18 protein-coding genes and 1 tRNA gene are annotated in these 21,752 nt (G+C 61.0%); 8 read left to right on the forward strand and 11 right to left on the reverse strand.

Annotated features, from left to right (window positions below):
• Positions 1-488: 488 nt before the first annotated feature.
• The 3 genes from VNX23_RS10665 to VNX23_RS10675 all read right to left on the reverse strand — a co-directional run bounded on the left by VNX23_RS10665 (position 489) and on the right by VNX23_RS10675 (position 2,118).
• Positions 489-1,271 carry a hypothetical protein gene (locus tag VNX23_RS10665; protein WP_325629786.1) on the reverse strand — a complete coding sequence of 261 codons (783 nt, stop codon included), beginning with the start codon at positions 1,269-1,271 and terminating at the stop codon, positions 489-491.
• 121 nt (positions 1,272-1,392) lie between these two features.
• Positions 1,393-1,469: transfer RNA gene (locus VNX23_RS10670), tRNA-His, on the reverse strand.
• A gap of 214 nt (positions 1,470-1,683) precedes the next feature.
• Positions 1,684-2,118, reverse strand: coding sequence for a phasin (locus VNX23_RS10675; RefSeq protein ID WP_325629788.1), 435 nt, complete (start codon positions 2,116-2,118; stop codon positions 1,684-1,686).
• 510 nt (positions 2,119-2,628) lie between these two features.
• On the opposite strand from VNX23_RS10675, the gene VNX23_RS10680 reads away from it, so the two are divergent.
• The 4 genes from VNX23_RS10680 (at position 2,629) to VNX23_RS10695 (ending at position 8,038) form a co-directional block, all read left to right on the forward strand.
• The gene (locus tag VNX23_RS10680) at positions 2,629-6,015 is read left to right on the forward strand and encodes a PAS domain-containing protein (protein ID WP_325629790.1); all 3,387 of its coding nucleotides are present in this window, start codon (positions 2,629-2,631) and stop codon (positions 6,013-6,015) included.
• 705 nt (positions 6,016-6,720) lie between these two features.
• On the forward strand, positions 6,721-7,164 hold the full coding sequence (locus VNX23_RS10685) for a hypothetical protein (protein ID WP_325629792.1): 444 nt from the start codon (positions 6,721-6,723) through the stop codon (positions 7,162-7,164).
• Positions 7,161-7,391 carry a hypothetical protein gene (locus VNX23_RS10690; protein WP_325629794.1) on the forward strand — a complete coding sequence of 77 codons (231 nt, stop codon included), beginning with the start codon at positions 7,161-7,163 and terminating at the stop codon, positions 7,389-7,391. The genes VNX23_RS10685 and VNX23_RS10690 overlap by 4 nt, the downstream gene beginning before the upstream one ends.
• Positions 7,388-8,038, forward strand: a complete 651-nt coding sequence (locus VNX23_RS10695; protein ID WP_325629796.1) for a hypothetical protein — start codon at positions 7,388-7,390, stop codon at positions 8,036-8,038. The genes VNX23_RS10690 and VNX23_RS10695 overlap by 4 nt, the downstream gene beginning before the upstream one ends.
• A gap of 116 nt (positions 8,039-8,154) precedes the next feature.
• Here VNX23_RS10695 and VNX23_RS10700 read toward each other — a convergent pair whose 3' ends face one another.
• Together VNX23_RS10700 and VNX23_RS10705 are read right to left on the reverse strand one after the other, a co-directional pair.
• On the reverse strand, positions 8,155-8,919 hold the full coding sequence (locus VNX23_RS10700) for a response regulator transcription factor (RefSeq protein WP_325629797.1): 765 nt from the start codon (positions 8,917-8,919) through the stop codon (positions 8,155-8,157).
• 363 nt (positions 8,920-9,282) lie between these two features.
• A complete protein-coding gene (locus VNX23_RS10705) occupies positions 9,283-10,488 on the reverse strand; it encodes an NnrS family protein (protein WP_325629799.1) in 1,206 nt (401 codons plus the stop codon).
• Positions 10,489-10,694: 206 nt separating this feature from the next.
• Between VNX23_RS10705 and VNX23_RS10710 the strand changes: the two genes are divergently transcribed.
• Positions 10,695-11,411: a Crp/Fnr family transcriptional regulator gene (locus tag VNX23_RS10710; protein ID WP_325629801.1), complete on the forward strand. Its 717-nt coding sequence runs from the start codon at positions 10,695-10,697 to the stop codon at positions 11,409-11,411.
• A gap of 10 nt (positions 11,412-11,421) precedes the next feature.
• Here VNX23_RS10710 and VNX23_RS10715 read toward each other — a convergent pair whose 3' ends face one another.
• A complete protein-coding gene (locus tag VNX23_RS10715) occupies positions 11,422-11,613 on the reverse strand; it encodes a DUF1858 domain-containing protein (protein WP_325629803.1) in 192 nt (63 codons plus the stop codon).
• Between the two features lie 539 nt (positions 11,614-12,152).
• Here VNX23_RS10715 and VNX23_RS10720 point away from each other — a divergent pair.
• Entirely contained in the window at positions 12,153-14,093 is a 1,941-nt protein-coding gene (locus VNX23_RS10720; protein ID WP_325629805.1) for a carboxylesterase/lipase family protein, read from the forward strand.
• 325 nt (positions 14,094-14,418) lie between these two features.
• On the opposite strand, the gene VNX23_RS10725 is transcribed toward VNX23_RS10720, so the two are convergent.
• From VNX23_RS10725 to VNX23_RS10745, 5 genes are all read right to left on the reverse strand, one after another.
• Positions 14,419-15,444, reverse strand: a complete 1,026-nt coding sequence (locus VNX23_RS10725) for an ABC transporter substrate-binding protein (protein WP_325629806.1) — start codon at positions 15,442-15,444, stop codon at positions 14,419-14,421.
• Between the two features lie 201 nt (positions 15,445-15,645).
• The gene (locus VNX23_RS10730) at positions 15,646-16,665 is read right to left on the reverse strand and encodes an ABC transporter substrate-binding protein (RefSeq protein WP_325629808.1); all 1,020 of its coding nucleotides are present in this window, start codon (positions 16,663-16,665) and stop codon (positions 15,646-15,648) included.
• Positions 16,666-16,948: 283 nt separating this feature from the next.
• A complete protein-coding gene (locus tag VNX23_RS10735; RefSeq protein ID WP_325629810.1) occupies positions 16,949-17,299 on the reverse strand; it encodes a hypothetical protein in 351 nt (116 codons plus the stop codon).
• A 484-nt stretch (positions 17,300-17,783) separates the two neighbouring features.
• On the reverse strand, positions 17,784-18,953 hold the full coding sequence (locus tag VNX23_RS10740; protein WP_325629812.1) for a saccharopine dehydrogenase family protein: 1,170 nt from the start codon (positions 18,951-18,953) through the stop codon (positions 17,784-17,786).
• A gap of 125 nt (positions 18,954-19,078) precedes the next feature.
• The gene (locus VNX23_RS10745; RefSeq protein ID WP_325629814.1) at positions 19,079-20,134 is read right to left on the reverse strand and encodes an SAM-dependent methyltransferase; all 1,056 of its coding nucleotides are present in this window, start codon (positions 20,132-20,134) and stop codon (positions 19,079-19,081) included.
• Positions 20,135-20,498: 364 nt separating this feature from the next.
• Between VNX23_RS10745 and VNX23_RS10750 the strand changes: the two genes are divergently transcribed.
• Complete coding sequence (locus VNX23_RS10750) at positions 20,499-20,933, forward strand: hypothetical protein (RefSeq protein ID WP_325629815.1); 435 nt, start codon at positions 20,499-20,501, stop codon at positions 20,931-20,933.
• Between the two features lie 282 nt (positions 20,934-21,215).
• Positions 21,216-21,752, forward strand: a 537-nt coding sequence (locus tag VNX23_RS10755) for a twin-arginine translocation signal domain-containing protein (protein WP_325629816.1), incomplete at its 3' end; no start/stop codon positions are given.

Genomic DNA, 21,752 nt, shown 5'->3' on the forward strand with positions numbered 1-21,752 from the left:
AGCCGCCCCAACACGTCACCAGGATGCATCCGCCATCGCCATCGCGGACTATAAGACTTCGCCCGCCGTGTAGGGGGCACCGGCAGCGCCAGGCTCCGCCCTCATGGCGCGCGTCGCCGAGCGCCGCAGCGATTTCCGCGGCAGTCATCGCATGACCTTTGAGGAGGCCCTCGTATCAACAGGAGGCCCGCTCGAGGCAGCGAGACCCCTTTTGGGCAAATCGGATCCGCCGATCCGGTGCGCGTCGACGAAACGATCGACATCCGCAAGCCTGTAAAGTATGCGTGCGCCTATCCGGACGTAGGGACATCCGGTACCGACGGCGCGCTCGCGCTCAACCGTACGAACAGAGCAGCGTCGATAGCGGGCGTATTCGCGTTGCGTAAGCAACCGGTCACTTATGTCCTCGCCTGTCATGCTCACCTCTCAAGCCGTCATTGATGACGGCCAACGACGTGAGCCTTACGTCCGGTGACCCACCATGTCAGTCACGGGTTGTTCGATGCCAGTTGCGTGGTGAAACGATGCACTTCGTTAATTCGCTCGACGGCATCCACTTCTGGTGTGCCGACCAGGCGAAAGCATTCGCGAACAAATTGAGCAAATGGCCCCAGGTCTCGAAGGATCTCTGAACTGCCAGGCTCAACTTTTTCAGGTCGTCGAGCAGTCCGAACCGCCTGTTTGCCGGTGCTATCAAACCAGGCATGTTGCAGCCTCATGACAAACATCCGTTCGGCATTGTACCGCGGCGGGCTCGTGCTTTTTTCAGGCGCAAACAGATCAACCTTCACGCGCGGTCCCGACCGTCTCCCGCCCCCACGGCTCCGACCCTCGACCAATTCCCTGCCATACGACGCAAGTTTGACGATTACGGCGCGGGCGGCGTCCCGCCGTTCGGGATCGCGTAGCGACTCGGGTGCCGGCAAAAGAGTGGCCGCACTGCGCTGGCTGCCGCGGTAAACGAGAATCTGGCGTGCCCGGGGGGATAAGGCCTCCATCGCGTTTGTCATTGCTTCCCACTGCGGTGGCGTGGCTGGGTCAACAGCCTTCCACAACGCCGCGATTTCGCTGTTCACCTGGTTGACGTTGGGTTCGAGGGCATCTCGTGCAAAGAGCAGTGCTGCCTCGCGCACTCCTTCCCCAAAGCGGAACAGATTGGCCGCGGGAGGAAGTTGGTAAATCCGTGCCAACCTCTCAATGCAATCGGCGTCAAAAACGCGAGGCACCTCGTTCTCTGTTATGATCTTGCGTACTTTCTTAGACGTCGGCATGCAGGGCTCGTTGCGGATCCCGATTACTTAACCAGGCGGGTCCGCTGTGGGTCCGCCAGAGGACGACAGAAATTGACTGTAGCAGACTTGCGCCTTAATGTTATGATTTAGCTTATTTTTTTGGTACAGTTGGGTGGGCTCGAACCACCGACCTCCTGATCCACAGTCAGGCGCTCTAACCAACTGAGCTACAACTGCATCCGTTGCAGGGGCTCAAAAAAGGCCCCGAAATGAGGGCGGAAACTAGGTGCAACGCCGCTTTTTGGCAAGGCCGCATGAAGGACAAAAGAACCACCGAGCCCTCGCGTCTTGCGGAAACGAAAACGGCGCCCTCTCGCGAAAGAAAAAGCCCGGGCGCAGCTAGGCCCGGGCTTTTTTTAGGATGAGGGCTCTTTCAATGAATGCTTGGCTCTTACGCGGCCGGCTTGAACAGCTTCGAGGCGTTGTTCTTGATCGGCTCGACGGTTTCGGACGCGACCTTCTGCGACAGCTCGGCCAGTTCCTTGCTGTAGGCGGTGAAGGCTTCGAACTGCTTCTTGGCGTGAGTGGTCCACAGCTCCATCGCCTCGGAAGGCGTTTTGATGCTGACCATTTCCTGCGCGAAGTCGAGGTTTGCGGCGGCGTTGGCCTTCATGATTTCCAAGAGCTTGGCCGAATAGGCGCTGGCACCCTTGCTGGCGCTGGCGAACACGGCTTCGATGGTGGAGTTGTTGCTCTCGGCGACGTCCTTGAACTTGGCATAGCTGTCGCGGGCCTGAGAAACGCCTTTCTCGGCCAGCGCGCGCATCTGCTCAGGGACCTCAAAGGGTATGATGGAAGCGGAGAAGGGGTCGGTGGGATTGGCCATGGGGGGTGCATCCTTCGCAAGGGGGGTTGGGTGAGACAATGGGAAACCGTTCGTACGCCCGGAAAAATGCCGGACGTCGACGTAGGGTCGTTCAGGCGGAAATGCCCTTTCTGGGCGCCTAATTGATGAGCACATTATCATGGCATTTTTGTGCAATGCAACCAAATCATAGTGCAATGCCATATGAGCATACGTGGAACTTCCTTGCTTCGGGCAATCGGGCCTCTCCCCGCGCGCGCCCAGGCAAGCAGGTTGGCGACTGGTTCATGACTGTCGCGGAAGCCGCGGCTGAGCGCCAAAGCGAGACACCGGGCGCGTAGCGAACATCAAATTCACATCCCGGCCGATGATTGGTTTCAAGCCTTGCGGGCAGGATCGAGCTTACGAACGCGTTGGCCACGACCGGCAAGGTGCTGGTGCGGCGTCCCGGGCGATACTAACGAACGATCCCGCCTGGTGGCCGCCGCGACGAGCGAGCGGCAGCCGCATTGATTGGTCCCTCTAGCCGCGATGAACACCGTGGAATTCCAGTTGCGAGGCATCAGCGATCCACGGCTGGCCGCGCATGCATCAAGTCCCCTGCCCGCATGGCTCTGGTCGACCGACGGCACGCATGTGCTGTGGGCCAATCCGGTCGGCGCACAAGTGTTCGGCGCCACCGACGGGATGAGCCTTTCGAAAAAAAACTTCGGCCCTGCGGACATGCACCGCCGCCAGGTGGCGCAGCTCGCCCGCAGGCTTCCGCCTTCGGGCGCGATCCGGCTGGAGCGCCTGCGCGGCTTCGGTGCCGCGCTTGGCATGCTCATCACCTGTTTCTGTGCACGGCTCGAGTTTGCCGAAGGCAACCTTGGCATCCTGATCGTGACCACCGAGCCGGTCGGCCGTCCGATGCCGCTCGCCGAGCGCTTGCGGCACTTGACCGAAGGCATCGACGCGCCGGTCGCGGCCTTTGCGCGCGAGGGCATGCTCGTTGCTGCGCGCGGCGCCGCGCGATCCCTGCTCGGCAGTATTCACGACCTGTCGGACCCAGGCCTTGCGCAGGCGCGCGAGCAGGCGCTTGCCGAGGGCCGCGCCGAAACACCCCTTAATCGCGGGCACATGGTGTTGCACCGCGTCGGCACCGGTGCCGATACGGGCCTGATCGCCATCATCGAACCCACCGTGACGGAAGCCACCCATGCCCGGCACATGGCTGCCTCTTCGCCCACAGGGCTCGCCCCCGCGCCAGCCACGCAACCCGTCGCGCCGCCGGGCGATCTGCCCTTGCCCGACCATGAGCGGCCGGCGATATCAGGCGAAGCACCGGTCGAATTCGCTCTTATCGACGAATTCACGGAGACGGAAGCGACCACGGATACGCCTGCAGCCGAGCCAATCATGCCCGAAAATCCGTCAGAGCCCTCAGGCGTTGAGGAAAGTCGCGAACAATCCTTGTTCGAAGCCGAAGCGGGCCTCGAGCCAGCGCCGTCTTCGACCGCCGAGCCGGCGCTGCCGATGCCCTCGCCTGCCCTGCCGTCGATCGCGCAGCCCGCGGCTCTCGAGCCGGCGGCGGAGGCGCGCCGCTATCCTCTCCGCTTCATGTGGCAGATGGATGCCGATGGCCGTTTCGCCACCAGCCGCGATGAGTTCACCCACCTGATCGGCGTGAACACCGCCGCCGCTTTCGGACGGCCATGGGGCGAAATCACCGAGATCTTCGGTCTCGATCCGGAAGGCCGCGTGGCCAAAGCGATTGCGACGCGTAGCACCTGGAGCGGCATCATCTTGCGGTGGCCCGTCGATGGCGGCAGCCGGCTTCCGATCGAAATGTCGGGATTGCCAATCTACGATCATGTGGGAAATTTCAGGGGCTATCGCGGCTTTGGCGTTTGCCGCGATCTCGACGAACTGGCGCGGCTGGAGGTAGAGCGCCGCCCTGAGCCATCCGGCGATCGGCCGACGAAAGCGGCGGTCGCATCCGCCTCCCCCGCCCTCGCCGATCAACCTCCGCCCACTGAGGCGCCGCCCGCGCAGGCGATCGAGTCCGTCGCCGCGGTCGAAACGGCAGCGCCGAAGCCAAACGATGTGGCCAAGCCGGTGGAAGCGTCCGAAGACCCGCTTGCGAACGTCGTTCCGTTCCGGCCTGTCGGCGAGGGGCGCGCGCCGATCCTGACGCCGGTCGAAAACACCGCCTTCAGCGAGCTGGCGCGGCAATTGTCGGCGCGGCTTGAAGGTGAACGCGGAGCGGAGGCGTCCGCGGTGGCCGAGGCGCTGGCTGGGTCGCGCGCTTCATCCGAATCGGGGGAGCACCACGTCGAGACACCGAATTGGCTGGCGCACCCGGAGCCGCCGGCGCGCAGTGAAAGCAGGCGCGACCGGATGCTGCTCGATCTTCTGCCGGACGGCGTCCTGATCTATCGGCTCGACCGGCTGCTTTATGCCAACCAGGCGTTTCTCGAACGCGTCGGCTATCCGAGCCTTCACGCGCTCGAACAGGCCGGCGGCCTCGATGCGCTGTATGTCGAGCCCGGCGTCTCCAATGCCGCCAGCACCTCCGACACCGGCACGCCGGTGACGATTTCCGTAACTGAAACCTCGACCGACAAAGCGCAGGAATCGGCGATCGAGGCGCACCTGCATGCGATCAGCTGGGATGGCGAATCCGCCCATGCCTTGATCTTCGCGGGCTCAGGCCGGCCGCGCGGCGGCGTCGCAGCAAGTGATGTCGCAGCAAGTCTTGTCGCAACAAGTCCTGTCGCAACAAGTGCTGGGGCTGCGCCGGCCGCCTCGGTGCCATCAGCGGTCGGTGAGGCCAATGCCGAGGAGCTCGGCGCCATCCTCGATACGACGGCCGACGGAATCCTGATGTTCGACGCCGAAGGCAACGTCAACTCGTGCAACCGCAGCGCCGAAGCGCTGTTCGGTCACGACGGCTCGGAGCTCGTCAAGCGCAATCTCTCAAGCCTGTTCGCGCCGGAGAGCCAAGGCGCTGTGCTCGACTATCTGGCGAGCCTCAAGGGCAGCGGGGCGGCGAGCCTGCTCGAACACGGCCGCGAGGTTCTCGCCTTCGTGCGCGGCGGCGGGCTGATCCCGCTATCGATGACCATGGGACGCACGCAGACAAGGGGGCCGAATTTCTTTGCGGTGTTCCGCGATCTCTCGCAGACCAGGAAGAACGAGGACGAATTGCGCGAGGCGCGGCGCCTGGCTGATCGCGCGGCGAACGCCAGGGCCGACCTGCTTGCGCGGATCAGCCACGAGATCCGCACGCCGCTCAACGCCATCATCGGATTTGCCGAGGTGATGATCGGCGAGCGGTTCGGCGCGCTCGGCAACGAGCGCTATGCCGAATACATCAAGGACATTCGCGCTTGCGGCGAACGCGTGATCGCGCTGATCGACGAGCTTGCCGGCCTCAGCCAGATCGAGACCGGCAGGCTCGACCTCGCCTTTACGCCGCAGAACCTCAATGAAGTGGTCGAGAATAGCGTCTCGGCGATGCAGCAAGAGGCCAATCGCCAACGCATCATCATCCGCACCTCGCTCGCGCAGATGCTGCCGCCGGTCGTTGCCGACGCGGACGTGTTGCGCCAGATCGCGCAGAACCTGATCGGCAATTCGATCCACCTCGCCAAGGCCGGCGGTCAGGTGATCGTCTCGACCGCGCTGACCGATTTCGGCGAGGTGGTGTTGCGGGTGCGCGATACCGGAGCGGGTCTCAACGACGATGAAGTGGCCGCCGCGCTGGAGCCGTTCCGCACCCAGCCTCCCTCCGACCAGGCGGACGATGGTTCGCCCGCGAACCTTTCGCTGACCAAGGCGCTCGCCAAGGCCAATCGCGCCAAATTCCACATCAGGACCGGCGCGGGCTCCGGCACGCTGATCGAAGTGGTGTTTTCACCCAGCGTCGTCGAATGATACCCGGCGGCCCTGGCCTCTGCGCCGCCACGCCCTGGCATTTCCTTGAACAATGCGAGCAGCGCGGACGGCGCCGAATCGCTCTTTTCTCCGTTCGTTTGCGGCTGCCCATAAAGCAGGCATTCGGCGTGAACGCGATGTGACCCTCGCAGTGTCATCCTTCTGCGCCTTGTCGTGCATTCGCAGAGCTAATCCCAATGGGTTAGTCAATAAGTTCCGAAGCGGCGACGCAATTTAACCTCGCTTCGCCAAGATCGTGCCGCGCGAAAGCCTGAAGCTTGTCATTCAGGGGGGCGATCCCGGCATGACGGACTACGAAGCACTGCCCATTGAGAGCGCGACGCGCCGCTGCCCGAGGTGTACCGCGTCCTTTCGGCTCACTCGTTCGATTCTCGATTCCCAGCGCGGCAATACCGTTCACGTGTTTCAGTGCGTAGCGTGCGGAGAGTGTCTCTGGGACGACAACTCAGAGCAGCTCGCGGCAGGTTTCAGCCACCTCAGCTCCTCAAGACGTAACGATACGGAGGCTCTTCCCCCGGGTGATCCTCGTCGCTTCTTTTGGGGTCACCGGCTCGAAGAAGATCATATCGAAATTGTCGGGTCGAAATGCATCCTCAATCCCGAGGCGCAAAGCCCGACGATCCACGAGCTGGCCGCAAACTGTCCAGCTCCCAAAGTGCAAAAGTAACAAAAGGAGTGAGTACGATGAGAGCGCAGAACGTGAAGCCCTTCGATGTCAGCCGGCTCGAAGAGGACGTGCAGGAGGCGGTTCAACAAAGACACTCGCATATCCAGGCGGTCGATTACGTGCCGCGGCCGGTTCCGGAATACGTCATCCATCGCGACGACGTCAGCGAAATCGGCAAGCTCTCGGCCGAGGCCATCGTCAAGGAATATGAGGCGACCGCCAAGGAAATCGAGGCGATGGGCCAGACGATGAACGAGATGGTGCAGCGCTGCGAGCAACTCACCGCATCGGCGTCATCCATGCTCAAGGACATCAAGACCACGGCGCAGCGTTATCGCAAGGAAGGCAAGCGCATGTTCGACGAGATCGAGCAGTGCTCGAAGGCCACCGATGAAGTCCGCAGTCTTTGCGAGAGCTTCCGCGACAAGATTGCGACCAAGGCTGCCGAGGAGGCCGCGTGATCATCTACTCGGCGGTGCCGTACCTCGTGGTTGCGGCACCGGCGGTCATCGTGTTGCTCGCCGTCCTGGTCGGCGGCTGCACGATGACAAGAACCGCCGACGAACCGTTGGATCGTGCACGGTTCTATTCCGACCCGAACGGCAGGGCCGAACAGTTGACCCAGGAGCTTGACCGGCGCGCGGCGCGCGAAGAGATGCGGCGCGTCGTCGAGGAGGGGCAGCGATGATCTGCGATTGTTGCCGGCGCGATGTCGACTACGTCAGGGGATCGTTCTGGCATGGCGACGCAAGAATCTGCCGGGAATGTTTCGCGCAATGGTACAACCCCGACGACGATCACTTCGACGCCTCCGATACCGCGAGCATCGGAAACTACGTTCGCCTGCGGCATGGCCTGCCGCCGATCGCTGCGACGCTGACGATCATGGCGCTGGCGCTATCCTCAACGGCCCACGCTTCGCGTCACTGCCTCGACCAGGCCGAAGCGGCGCGGACATGGCCGACGCGAAACCTGACCAAGGACGGTGACGGATGCTGGACCTATGACCGCCGTCCAGCGCGCGCCGAAGTACGCCTCGCCACGCCTGAAGCCGTCGTGCCGGCCGTCGCGCCGCTTGTGCGGCCTGTCAAGCTGATGGACCGCTGGCCGGAAACAAACCAGGACCTGATTCAGCTCGATCCGCGTGAGTTCGATCCGCAGCCGACACCGGAACCGAAGCCATCCGTGAACGTGAGCCAGCTTGCGCTGTTCGTCTCCATCGTGCTTGCCGTCGTGTCCGTGATCGAGGTCGCGACCGGGCGGCAGGGCACCAGGGTCGGCTCCGCCGCTCCCCGCTCCACGGACGCACGAACGCATTGGGCTTCCAGGAGCTGACATCCTTCCTCGCCCTTGGCGCATTTCGTCATGCACGGGCTTGACCCGCGCACCCATCCTGCTTTGTCAAAAAAGGCTTTTGCGAAGTTTGATATCGAGCCCGGCGATGACTGGTTTCACGCGGGGTCGGACGCGCCATTGCGGCCTGAGCCGTTGTGGAGCAGCAGGGGAAGATCGTGCGGGGCGGCCTCGTCGAACAGCCTGCTGTTCAGGGCCCAGATCGCCGCCTGGGTGCGATTGCTCGCGCCGATCTTTCTGAAGATCGCCTTCACATGGGCCTTCACGGTCGGTTCGGCGATCTTGAAAAACCGCGCGACGTGCTTGTTGGAATCTCCGCGAACGATGCGCTCGAGGATGGCGACCTCGCGCGCGGACAATTGCTTCATGGCGTGAGGCTCGTCGGCTTCCACCCACTGCATCTCATGTTGAGTGATCTCGTTTTGAGGGATTTCATTTTGCAGCGGAGGCGACAGCCGCTCCTCGGCCTTGGGCTGGATCTCCAGCGACCAGAGGCGGGAATCGATGAGAATAACTTTTCCGTTGATCACTGCCTGAAGGGTGCTGACGAGAGCATTCGGGCTGACAGAACTGAAGAGCGCCGCGTTGGCTCCGTCGTCAAGCGCGCCGGCAAGAAAGCGCGGATTGCTTTCGTCAGCCACCGCGACGATGAACGCCAACGGATACTGGCCGCGAATCTTGCTGCAAATCACCGCCTGATCGGCGCCCACCCCGATGATGAACAAAATCGGCTTGTCGGAAGGGACCCCGGTGAGATCATCCAGTTCAATGGCGCAGCCTTGGGGACGAAACCGAGTGCTCGAAAGTATTAGCCTCAGCCCCTCGCGGAAGAGGCCATCACTCTGAAGGATATAGGTGGGCACAGCCGGCTCACTCGACATAATATAGCAGCCGCTCCAATAAGGACGTCACCGTATTACTTCAGAAAACCAGCCCCGATTGTCCCTGCCTAGCTCAAACATACAACCCGTTAGGTACTTGGTAATTAACTTAGGTAATTAACCTAAGATAAGTTCCGATGGAACTATGGAACTCATCTACACGCAAATTCGCCTAGTCGAGAGCTATATCAGACTCTTGGCAAAGATGTGACAGTTGTCAGGGAAGATCATCTTTGAGGTCTGCGTGGAATACTTCGCAAGCGCGATTTTAACCGCCTGTTTTGTCACATCTTTTGGTTATTCTTGCCATAGGCTACGACTTGTGGTTGTGGAACTACCGGAGCGTTAGGCTGCAGCGTTTCGCACCGATCGCGCTTGCTTGTGGCTGCCGATCAAAACTGGCCCGAACGCAAGCGCGAAGGCAAAAAATGCCGCCGCCCAGGAAAACGCGGCAATATGCAGCAAACTCATGCTGTAAGCGGGCTCCAGCACCGCACATATACGCGAAATCGCGGCCAGGACGACCGCCGCGTAGATCGCCTGCGTGACGAGGGATGCGGTGAGTTGCTGGCCGGTGTGCCCGAGCGTCGCGCGGCTCATCACTGCAAGCGTCATGACGCCGGCCGCCCCTGCCATCCAGGCGTGAATGCCACCGCTGGTCGGAAACTGTCCCAACGCTGCGGCGGCGTTGAGCAGAAAACCAAATGGCACGAACGCATAGCCGATATGCAGGATTAGAAGCAGCGGCTCCCGGGTGGTGCGGTCCCCGGCCCAGCGGGCGAGCCGGACCAGATGCAGCAATCCCGCCACCGCCAGGATGCCGGCGCTGAGGATGCCGGCCGGACTGACGATCCAGGACAATAGTGCCAGCGCGCCGACAGCGATCGCGACGATATCGAAACGGCCAAACGGTGCCGGCAAGCGGCCGGGATTTTCGCGCACCAGCCAGTTGCGGGTAAAACTCGGCACGATGCGCCCGCCCATCAGGGCGATCAGCAATACGATCACCGCGATACCGAGGCGGATGCTGACCTCGGCCGTGCCTTCAAAATGCGCCTCGAGATGGAAAGCGGCGTTGGCCACGAGCAGCAACGAGAGCAGGATCACGACTTTCATGTTTCGCCAATTGCTTCCGGCGAGAATTTCGCGGCTTGCCGCGGAGGCGACCAGCAGCAGAAAGCTTGCATCGACGAGCATGGCGGCGAGCCATCCGCTAAGGGCCGAGAAGGTCACGCACACGCGTCCCGCCAGCCAGACCGCCACCAGGCCCATCAGCGGCTTGCCGCGGATCGGCAATCGTCCGGTCCAGTTCGGTATAGCGGTGAACAGAAAGCCCGTGATCACGGCCGGCAGATAACCAAACAGCATCTCGTGCACGTGCCAGTCGCGCGGCGCAAGCACCGAGGAGAGCGTGATCTCGCCATAGAACAGCGGCAGCCAGACGAGGATGGCCAATCCGGCATAGATGGAGCCCAGCAGGAAGAAAGGCCGGAAGCCGTACGAGAACAGTGGCCAGGCTTCGTGGGTTGGTGGATGCGAACGGCTCGTCATCAGCGGCTCCCGTGATGCGACGAAATTGCCCGTTGATTGTACCGGCCACGTTGGAACGCTCGTTGCGACAGCGCAAACTTCCGCTTGATCGGAACCCGATGCCGATCTGATTTCTTTTTTTTAGCGTGATCTTTTCGGAAGACCGGTTTCCACTTTTCCGGATCATGCTCTAGATTCGACTGAAATTCACGGTGCAGCGAGGAAATATGGCTACGGTCGATCGTTCGCTGGTTGCCAACCTGCCGCTGTTTGCAGGCTTTTCCGCTGACGAACTCACCGAGATCCTGCACGAGGCGCGTTCGCTGCGGATTGCAAAGAACCGCAATGTATTCGCAGAGGGCGAAGATGCGCATTCCTTCTTCGTCCTGCTGCACGGCCATGTGCGCGCCAGCAAGACCACGCCGGCGGGGGAGCAGGTGGTGGTGCGCTACGTCGCGCCCGGCGAAACCTTTGGTGTTGCGCCGGCGATCGGGCTAAAGCGCTACCCTGCCACGGCGACCGCCGTGGACGACAGCGTCGCGCTCGCATGGCCATCGGCGACATGGCCGCGTCTGGTGTCGCGATTTCCGGCACTCGCCACCAACACGTTGCAGACCATCGGAAGCCGGTTGCAGGAAACCCACACCCGCGTGGTCGAGATGTCGACCCAACAGGTCGAACAGCGTGTTGCGCACGCGCTGCTTCGGCTGGCAAAGCAGGCCGGACATAAGGTCGAACACGGTGTCGAGATCGGTTTTCCGATCAGCCGTCAGGACATTGCGCAAATGACCGGCACGACGCTCCACACGGTCAGCCGCATTCTCAGCGGGTGGGAGCAACGAGGGCTGATCGAGAGCGGGCGGCAGCGCATTGTCGTGCGCGAGCCCCACAAACTGCTGGTGCTCGCCGAGGAATCCCCGGGCGGACCACCCAACCGACCGTGAGCAGCGCAAATCACATGCAGGCGCACAGCGCGGCCAGAAAGGCCTCGCGGTCGACACCATGCTCGCGGCAGGCATCGTCCACGGTGTGGAAACAGGCGATCGGACAACCCACGCAGCGCATCTTGAAGCGAAGAAACACGCCGATCGCCTGCGGCGATCGGCTCATGACATCATCGACCAGATCATCAAAACCTATGGGCATGCGCATCCTCCGTTACAAACTGAACGCTAACGCGGCTCTCACCAAATCTGCTTGTTCCGGCGCAACTTTGGGATCGGTTGCTGGCGCATGATCCGCAAAAGCGTGTAGCGGTTTTCCGAAAGATCATGCGGTAACAACAGCCAAAGCGCGATGGCAATTCGACCTGAAGCCATCACGCTTCAGCGCCTTGATTCCGAAGTTCGCATCAATTTGCGACGGCTGGGCCAGATTCGGACGTCTGGTGAGTAAGCCTCACTCGTTCATGCAAACGAATTCCGCAGTACGAAACGAGAAGGCAGAACCCTGACATGGAGGACGTCTCCAAATGGGTATTTTCATGCAAGATTCGCTTGCGTGCAGATTGGATCGCCGTCATCCTTGCGTTGTCGGCGAGACTGCCGGCAATCGATGACCGGCACCACAGAAGTCGCCGGAAACAGGAAATAGGCCGGTGATGCCGGCCCTTAGGGAAAAGGGAAGTCCATGAGAGAGCAGTTACGGCAGTTCCGGCTTGGCGTAATCGGCGCAATCAGCGCCGCTTGCATCCTGGCTACCGCATCGGCGTCGAATGCACAGTTTACGGCCCCGTCGTCACGACGACCGGCACCTATACGGGCCTGAAGAACTTCCAGGAACTCCCGGGAGATCCGGCGAGCGGCGTCAACGCCTTCTTCGGTATCCGCTACGGCCAGGCGCCGGTAGGCACATTGCGCTGGAAGCCGCCCCAGGCGCCCAATCCCGGCCAGGGATCGATCATCGCGAATGCCTTCGGCCACACCTGCGTGCAGGGTCGGGCTACCGATTCCGAGGATTGCCTGTTCCTCAATGTCTATACGCCGTCCACCGCCACCGCGAAGTCCAAGCTGCCGGTTTTCATATGGATTCACGGCGGCGCGCTCGTCAACGGCGCCGGGTCCGACTACGACCCGTCGGTGATGGTGGCCGGGAACGAAATCATCGTCGTCACGATCAATTATCGCCTCGGGAGCCTCGGCTTCCTCGCAGCCAGCGTGCTGGCGGCGACCGCGCCCAACGCCTTTCAGAACGTCGGCGACGCCGGCAACTACGGTTTCATGGACCAACAATTCGCGATGGCCTGGGTCCACGACAACATTGCGGCTTTCGGCGGTGATCCGGAGACTGTGACGATCGGCGGCGAATCAGCCGGCGGTCTCAGCGTCTCGTCGCATCTTGCCTCCACGAACACCTTCAGGGGCCTCACCGGCCACGATCTGTTCGGCGGTGCGATCATCGAGAGCGGCGCGTACATGTACCATGACGTGCCATCGCTCGCCACTTACCAGACCCTTAGCAACACTTTCGCTCAGCAAGACGCCAACCAATTCTGCGGCGGCAACTTGACCCTGGCCTGCCTCCAGGGACTGGCTGCAGCGCAAGTCTTCGCGAATGAAAGGGACTTCGGCGGCTTCGGCATCGCGCCCAATTTCGGCACGAAAATCCTCCCGCTTGACCTCCATACGGCCTTTTCGACCGGCCGGTTCAACCAGGTCCCGGTGCTCCAGGGTACCAACCTCAATGAGGGCCGACTGTTCGAGTCGAGCTTCTTTCCAAAGGCGGTCACCGCTCCCTTTGGCACCACTGCGACAATCTTCGCCGCCGGCGGCCCGGCGAGCTTCGACCTTCAGGTCGCGAACATTCTCTGTGCGACACCGCAGTTCACCGGCACGCCGGCGACCTGCACCTACTTGCAGGAGATCCAGTTCTTTCTTCAAACTCTCGTGACGGCCACGCCGTCCAATCAGACCGCGACCTCGGCCTTCACCGAGGCGGTCGTTGCCGCCTCGGCGACAGCGGAAAGCGAATACCCGATCGCGAACTTCCATAACTTCGTTCCGCAGACAACCTCGACGATCCCCGGCCTCAACAACAACTTCGGAGGCGGCAACGTCGATGAGGCGCTCTCACAGATCTTCACCGACTTCGTGTTCGCCTGTAACGGTTTTGATTCAAACAGCGACCTGTCCAGGCGAGTGAAGGTCTTTGCTTACGAGTTCAACGATCCAAACGCTCCGAGCAAGGCCGGCGTCCCAGGTCCGGGATCGAATGGCTCAGGCTTCACGACGGCTTCGCAGCACGCAGCCGAACTCCAGTACATCTTCAACTTCGGATCGAACTTCACCCCCGCGCAAGTGACGCTGGCGAACCAAATGAAGACCTACTGGGCCAATTTCGTGAAGACCGGCGATCCTAACAGGAGCAGCAGGGATCTTGCCACCCTTGTCAGCCTTAAGCCGAGCGACCAGCTGCCGCACTGGCCGCACTTCAATGCGCGGAGCGACTCCGATGCCGATGGCGACTTGGATGACCATGGCAATCAGAAGATCCAGTCGCTCACACCGCCAGGGCTGCTCGCACCGCAAGGGCCGCATCCCTTCAACACCTTCAGCACCGATCATTTCTGCGCGACTTGGCAGCCGCTGCTCACCTTCAACAACGGCAATGAGCCGCAGCAACCCTGATCCAAACTGCAACGGCGATCGACCACGCAAAGCAATCGATTGCAAGAGCCTCGGAAGCCCTGCCTCACGGCAGGGCTTTTTTTTGGAAGGCGCCAGGCATCAATCCGAATTTGGCCGCGTGTCAATGGGTCCACGCGGCAGCGTCCTGATTCCGAAGTTCGCATGATTTTGCCGCGATCCAGTCGGCACGACGAACTCGCGGGCTGCAATGGTGCGGACTTCTGAACCGCCACACTAGACCGCGACTTCCGCCTTTGTCCCGTGAACGGACATCGTCGGTCAGTCGGATCACTTCGGAAAAGTGCCAGAAGCAGAACTGGGCTGCTCATTCAATCAGCTCGTCGGCGCGGGCGAGAAGCGACGGTGGGATGGCGAGGCCGACTGCTTTTGCGGCTTTGAGATTGATGATCATCTCGAACCTGGTCGGTGCCTGGACCGGCAGGTCTGCGGGCTTGGCACCCCGCAGGATGCGATCGACGTATGACGCTGCGCCGAGAAACATGTCAACGTCGACGAGACCGTAAGAGAGAGGGCATCCTGCTTCGGCGAAGAAGCGATAGGGGCACACCGCGGGCAAATGATAGCGGCGAGCCGACAAAGCGATCACGTCGCGATGTGTCGCCGTGAAGGCATCAGGCAGGACAACGAGGATGGTGCCCGGTTCGCGTGCAAGATCGCCTATCGCGCTGTCGATCTCGGCGTCGTTACGGACAGCCACTACCTTCGTCTGCACCGCTAGCGCCCGCCCTGCGGCCTCGAACGGACGCAAGTAGTAATCGGCGAAGGTCGCTGCCGCCGGATTATAGATCATCACGACCTGTTGCACTGTCGGCATCAACTCTTTGCTGAGTTCCACCCATTTGCCACCGAGCGTAGCTTCGAAGTTGATCGCGATGAACCCGGTGGCGTTCCCGCCCGGCCGCGTCAGGCTGGTAACGAACCCGCTCGCCACCGGATCGGTCACTCCTACAAAGATGATGGGAAGCGTGCGCGTCTCCGCCAGAAGCGCAGCCGTCGCCGGCGTCGTCTCCGCCACTAGAACGTCCGGGCGGTTTCCGACCAACTCCTTGGCAAGCGCCGGAAGCTTGTCAATGTCGCCTGCTGCCCAGCGGTACTGAAACTCGATATTGCGGCCGCCTTGCCATCCCAGCTCCTCAAGCCGTTTACGGAACGCCGCACGATCTGAGGTTCTCGCGTCACTCTCGCTGAAAGAGCTCAGAACGCCGATCCGCCGCTGCTTTGGCAGTTGCGCATTCGCGATCATTGGCAAGGCGACGACGCCCGCAAAAAAAAGGGTGATCAACGCGCGTCGCTTCATATACGGGGGCCGGACGAAGTCGTGCTGGTTCATCTGTCCCACCTGTGGCTCGAACCCGCAGCTCGCATCTATACTAGCAGGGAGAGTGCGCCGCGTGTGTCAATCGTCACAGCACCGCCCCCGCGTTTGATGCCGTGCCGTAATGCAGGCAGTGACGGCCTGACCACCGCTCATCGGTTTCGCGGGTCCTTGGAAGGCGGGACCCTTGAAACGACGCGATGGGCCACTTCCGGACTAATGTGTAGCAAACGGCGGCGGCGATTCGATCACCTCGTCGGCTCGCACCAGGAGCGATGGCGGAATTGTGATCCCGAGCTTTTTCGCAGTCCAATTGTTGATCACCAATTCGAACCGCGTCGCCTCTCGCAGCGGGATCTCGCTCGGCCGAGCACCAGCCAAGATCTTGGCGACCTGCTCAGCAGCGCTCGCATAAATCTCCGATGCGGTCGCGCCGTAGGACATAAGACCGCCGGCTTCTGTGAAAAAGCGGAACGCACTCATCATGGGCAGGTGGGCCTTGATGGCAAATTCGGCGAGCTGCTGAGGTCGGGGATAGGAGCTGAGAACGACATCGGGATACACGAACAGCGCGTCAGGATGCTCTGTCTCTACCATTCTAAGTTCTGGCAGCAGCTCGTCGGCCGCGCCAACCCTGGCCTGCTGCAATGTGATACCGAGACGAGGTGCGGCTTCCTGGGTCAGCTTCCATGCGTTCGGAGCAGCTTGAGGGTCATGAAGAAACATTACTCTCGATGCCGCCGGAACTGCCTCGTGAAGCAGTTCAAGGCGCTTGGGGCTGAGTTCAGTTGTCATGCACGTAACGCCTGTCAGATTTCCACGGCCCCGGGCAATGCGGGTGACATGCTCGAAAGGATCACACGAGTAGACAACAAGCGGTGTGGTTTTCACGGCTTCGGAGACGATACGAGACGCCCTCGTGCCCATCGTGAATAAAACATCGACCGGCGCTTGCACGAGTTCAGTGGCCAAGCCCGGCATAAGGTCGTACCGGCAGTCTGCAAATCGCTGCTCGATATGGAGGTTCTTTCCCTCGACGTAGCCTAGTTCCGCCAGTCGAGCGCGGAAGATATCGAAATTGGGTCGCCGCGGAGCGGGGCCACATACCTCAAGCCAGCCGACACGCGATACTCCCTCGGCTTTTTGCGCTGTGAGCGAGGTCGGTACGGCAAACAGGCCCAGGCCCAGAGCAAGAACCGTCATCCCGATCCGCACACCCATCCAACTCACCTTCATCGGATCATTTCCTTTTGCGAGCAAGGAGGCAGACCGAACATATCACCTCCGCCAGCAGAACGGGAATAGCCGCTCAATGCCTGTTACGGGTCCAAAACCGGACATCTGATCGTACCCCATCCCAGGTCCGCTCTAACCTCAGAAGCCGACATCGCGGAAGTGCGCAAGCACGTCAGCAGATGCGGACTCATGGCGGCGCAGCAAAAGGACAAGCACGAACTTGGTTGGCTGTTCGACGGAACTCGGCTGCGAGCGCGTGCTGTTTGCTGAAGTGCTGCATTGCTCATAAAGGCCTTGGAAAAAAAATGAGGCCTATAAACAGCAGCACGATTGCGATTCCGAAGAGGATCCTGAGATGCCGGGGTAGCTCCAGCAGATCTGGGTCCGCCCTCCAGGGGTCTTGGTCGAAGTATGCATACCACCTAAGTCGGTAAAATATGGTCGCCGAGAGCGCGAGCAATGCAAAGGACGGGATGTGATACATCGCTTTGTTGAAATGATCGAGCGGGGCAAAATACAGCGTCACCAATACTACCGGTGATGCGAAGATGAGAAAGATGGCAAACACACGAAGATAGTGGGGCAGGCGCACCAAGACAAAATCGCGCACCGCTGTGAACAAACGCTCGCTCATGGCTCGGATTTTACATCATCGCCCCCGCGTTGCGGCCTCCAGCCTTCTAAAATTCTCGGCAAGTCCGTCCAATCACCAGCGCGGCCGCTGCAGAGCAGTGCGACGGGAATTCGGCCCGCAGGATGCGGATTCTGGCGATCGCCTCTGCGCTCGCCGCGGTCGTGTCGCTGGTTCTGTGGGCGGACGCCCTGCTTGCGACCAAATCGCAATAGGCAGGGCTGGCATCGCTGCGTGGTCGAGACCAGACCCCATATAAACGGATTGGAGTCAATTTAAGTCGTTACAAGTCGGCATTTCCGAGTCCCGTGAAGCCGGTGACCGGGACCGGTTTTGGCGTAAAGCGGACATCCGCGCCAAATCCCACGGCAGCAACGGGCCAAAAGCGCGGCCTTTGAACCGGTTTTGACGGTCGCGTTCGCCAAGCCTGGCTTTCGTTGGTTACGATCCAGGTAATCCAGCCGCCGCTACAGTTCTCAGCGTTACCTCAACGCGCGCTGAAGGTGAGGCCGGCGCGCTCCTTCAAACGCTCGCGCAGCGCCGGACCCATCAAAGCGCCCGGGGTCCAGATGCCACCCTCTCCCTCCACGTCGCGCACGAGGCAGAGAGCGCTTTCGGCGATCATCTTGCTGGTCGAACCGTACCCCGGGTCGCGGTCGCCCGTGACTACCGCTTCGACCTTTCCGCCACCCGGCAGCTCGCCAAGGAAGAGGATGTCATAGAAGCCACTCTCGCGTACTTCCCGCGTCGGGCCACCGCCGGGCCTGAGACCACCGGTCCCGAACAAGGAAACCATCGTGGCGAACGTCTCCGTCGTCACGCGAGCGATTTCCCCAAATCCCGGCGCGACCATCATCTCGTCGTAGACGAAGTCCGTGCCGTAGGGATGACCCAACAGGAAATTCGTGCGGTGCACGTTCTTGGTGTTGACCGGCGCCATTGGGAACGGCACGAGCAACACGTTGATGCTCGGGTCGTATTTGGGGATGAGGCCGGGCGGCTGAGGCGGCCCGGTGAACCCCGGCGTCAACGCGAAAGGATCGGTCAGCAGCCGGATGAGGGCCAGATCGCGCGCGGCGGCGGCCACCGTCGCCTGAGCGCTCGCCGCGGTGCCGCCAGACATGCCGCCTTTCACCTTGCGCAGGCGGGCTTTCACCCGCCGCGCCGGGCGACCGTATTTCTCGCGCGCCTTCTCCTGCAACGTGAGCACGCCGAGGTCGAACGGGATGGAATCGAAGCCGCAGGAGAAGACGATGCGCGCGCCGGTCCGTTTCGCCTCTTCGTGACGCGCGTCGATCATGCGCCGCATAAAAGCCGGCTCGCCGCACAGATCAACATAGGCCGTGCCCGTGGCCGCGCAGGCCGCTACCAGCTCGGCACCGTGGAGCTGATAAGGCCCGACCGTCGTGATGATCACGGCCGCACGCTCGCACATCGAACGCAGACTGGCCGGCTCGGCGGCATCCGCCTTCACTAAAGGCAAATCGTCCGGCGCGCCGATGTCGGCACGCACCTTCTCGAGCTTATCGGTCGAGCGTCCCGCGATCGCCCAGGATGGAGCATCGTCGCCGCGATAGGACGTCGCCAGATATTCGGCGATGAGACGGCCGGTGTAACCCGTCGCGCCATAGACGATGAGGTCGAAGTCCCGCTTCACGAGCGTTGGTCCTCCTCGAGACCTCCGGCAAGCAGCCATGCCATCTTACACCTCGACGATATCGGACCAGTCCGCCTAACTCCACGTGGTTCCGCTACGGGTAGATGACAGGAATGCGGAATTGGTCAATCTAACAAGGAGTGACCGCGTGGGACAGTGGAACGGGATCCACCCGCTACTTCGGACAATGCAGGAGTCTGGCGGGAGCGAAATGCTGCCTCTGGCTTGGTGGCTAGCACCGTGTTGTACGGGTTGCCGAACACAAATACCTTCGAAGTGCGCCAAATGATCCGTTCCAATTCCACGAATGTGCGCATCTTTAGCCGGTATTTCCATAACAGCATGTGTTGAAGGAAGTTCCAGGTGACGCCCCAGGCCCAAAATGGCAGTCGCCGATAGCGGATCGGGCTGAAGCCGAGTCGACGCATCTTGTAGACGAGAAGATTGGCACCGACAAAATTGTAGCGCCAATTTTCGAAGAAGGCGGTGACGCTCAGGTAATCCTTCTCACGGCGACAATGATCCAGCGACCCCGGTGAGCGGATTAACAGGCGTCCTCCCGGCTTGAGCATCCGCCAGCACCGCGCTAGCCAAGCGTCCAAGTCTTTGGTGTAGCCTATCGATTCGAGCGCATAGATGGCATCAAAATGCTCACTCGGGAGATCGAGGTTGTCGAAGTCCGTGACGATCACGTGTCCACGCCCTCCAAGTTTTGCAAATTTACGCCGGCAAATGTCGGCTTGCACGGATGAATTGGTTACGCACACAATTTCGATACTGCGCCGGCTGGCGAGGTAATCGGCCGCTGCGCCAGATCCGCACCCGAGGTCCAACAGCCGCATCCCGTCCTTCGGCTTCAGAAGAATGAATTCGGCTTCGTAAGGGCACGAAAATGCCGATCTGGGGAACACGCACGTGCTGTAGTTCGCTTGCTCATCGCGATACGTGCCGAACACGTCATCATATGTACGCTTCTCGTCATCGTGCTTGAGAAAGTCGTTCGGCTGCGGTGTCCACTCGACTAGTTGGCGCTGCTCGAATTGATTCAGCTGGTGGCCGATCTTGCTCGCGTCCTTCGGTTGAGTCACCAGGAGAAAAAGCACGTAATGAAAAAAGTTGTAAGCTACGAACAGCGCGATGGTGATCGCCGCTACCAACTGCAATATCAGAACAGTGTCCAAGGCTGCTCCGCTGAGATGATCTAAAAGCGATGGGCATACTCACCTCGATGAGGGGTCACGCCCAAGCAACACTGCGCGTCATTATTATAGGATTTTATATTCTTCTTGAGGAGCTCAACAGATCCAAGGCGTGAACCCATAATGAATTGCCGCGGCAGCACAGATCACCGGCATGGAAGGTTGCTGCGCTTCCACTGCAAACCGCAGTTGTTCAAGGCAGGAGACAAACGCGTCGCTTTAGGAATGTCGACTGCCTTCGCGCTTGAGGGTAAGGTCGACAAACTCCGCGCCGCCATTACCGCCCTGTTGTCGGTCCCTGTCGTGGCCTTTGCGTTATCATAACGTTTATCCGGGAGGAATGCCCATGCGATTGTCATCCGCCATTCGTGCCATGCTGATTGCTTTGACCGCGACCGTCGCGTTCGGGACCGCCGTCTGCGCCGACGGCGGCCGAATCCGGTTCAACGTGGTCAAGGCCGGCTTTGTCATTGGCGGCTCGGGCGGTAGCGGCACGTTGCTATTTCACGGCCGGTATTATCCACTAGTCATCGGCGGGGTGAGCTATGGTTTCACTTTTGGCGCCTCGGCAACCGATTTCTTCGGGACCGTCAGCAACATCCGTTGGCCGTCCGACGTTAATGGCGTCTATGTCGCAGCCGGCGCCGGGGCCGCGGCCGGTCCCGGTGGGGGAGCGATCCTGCTGACCAACCAGAACGGCGCGGTGCTTACCGTGTCGGGCCGCCAGGTCGGATTGATCGTTGCTGCTGACCTCAACGGACTGGTGATCACGATTCGGTAAGGGTCAGAAGAGCGCGCCAAATCCTACGGCGGCAACGGGCCAAGAACGGAAATCGACGGCTCGGTTCATTAGTTGGTCGCTAAAAGAGGCTGGTGATGCCGCGGACGACAAATCTACGCCTTAAGTCGTAAGTCGTGGGCCCGGTCTCTGCGATGAGGCCGGGCCTTTTTTTTCATTTTGGGACGACGCTGGGATGGAAATCAGGAACGGGACGTTCCATCCTCATTTTTCCAAAGGCCGTCGGGAGACGGGCTGGCGATAGGGTTTCAAATGGGAGAAATCATGAAACGTCGAGATTTTATCAAGGTCACCGGACTCGGGGCCGCCGGTGCGGCGACGATTGCCGCGCCCGCAATTGCGCAGTCCGTGCCGGAGCTGAAATGGCGCATGACCGCGAGCTGGCCGAAGTCGCTGGACACGATTTACGGCGGCGCCGAAGTCATGTGCAAAGCGGTCGCAGAGGCCACCGACAACAAATTCAAGATCCAGCTTTTCGCCGCCGGTGAAATCGTGCCGGGCCTGCAGGTGCTCGACGCGGTGCAGAACGGCACCGTCGAAATGGGGCACACCTCTTCATACTACTACTTCGGCAAGGACCCGACCTTCACCTTCGGCACTTCGTTGCCGTTTGGGCCCAACGCGCGCCTCAATCAAGGCTGGTTCCTGATCGGTGGCGGAAAAGACCTGCTTAACGAATTCTACAAGAGCTACAACGTGACTTCGCTGCTGGCCGGCAACACGAACTGCCAAATGGGCGGCTGGTTCCGGAAGGAGGTCAAGACGGTTGCCGATCTGAGCGGCCTGAAATTCCGCATCGGC

It is taken from the genome of Bradyrhizobium sp. (genome assembly GCF_035570375.1).
In the GTDB taxonomy this organism is placed as follows: Bacteria; Pseudomonadota; Alphaproteobacteria; order Rhizobiales; family Xanthobacteraceae; genus Bradyrhizobium.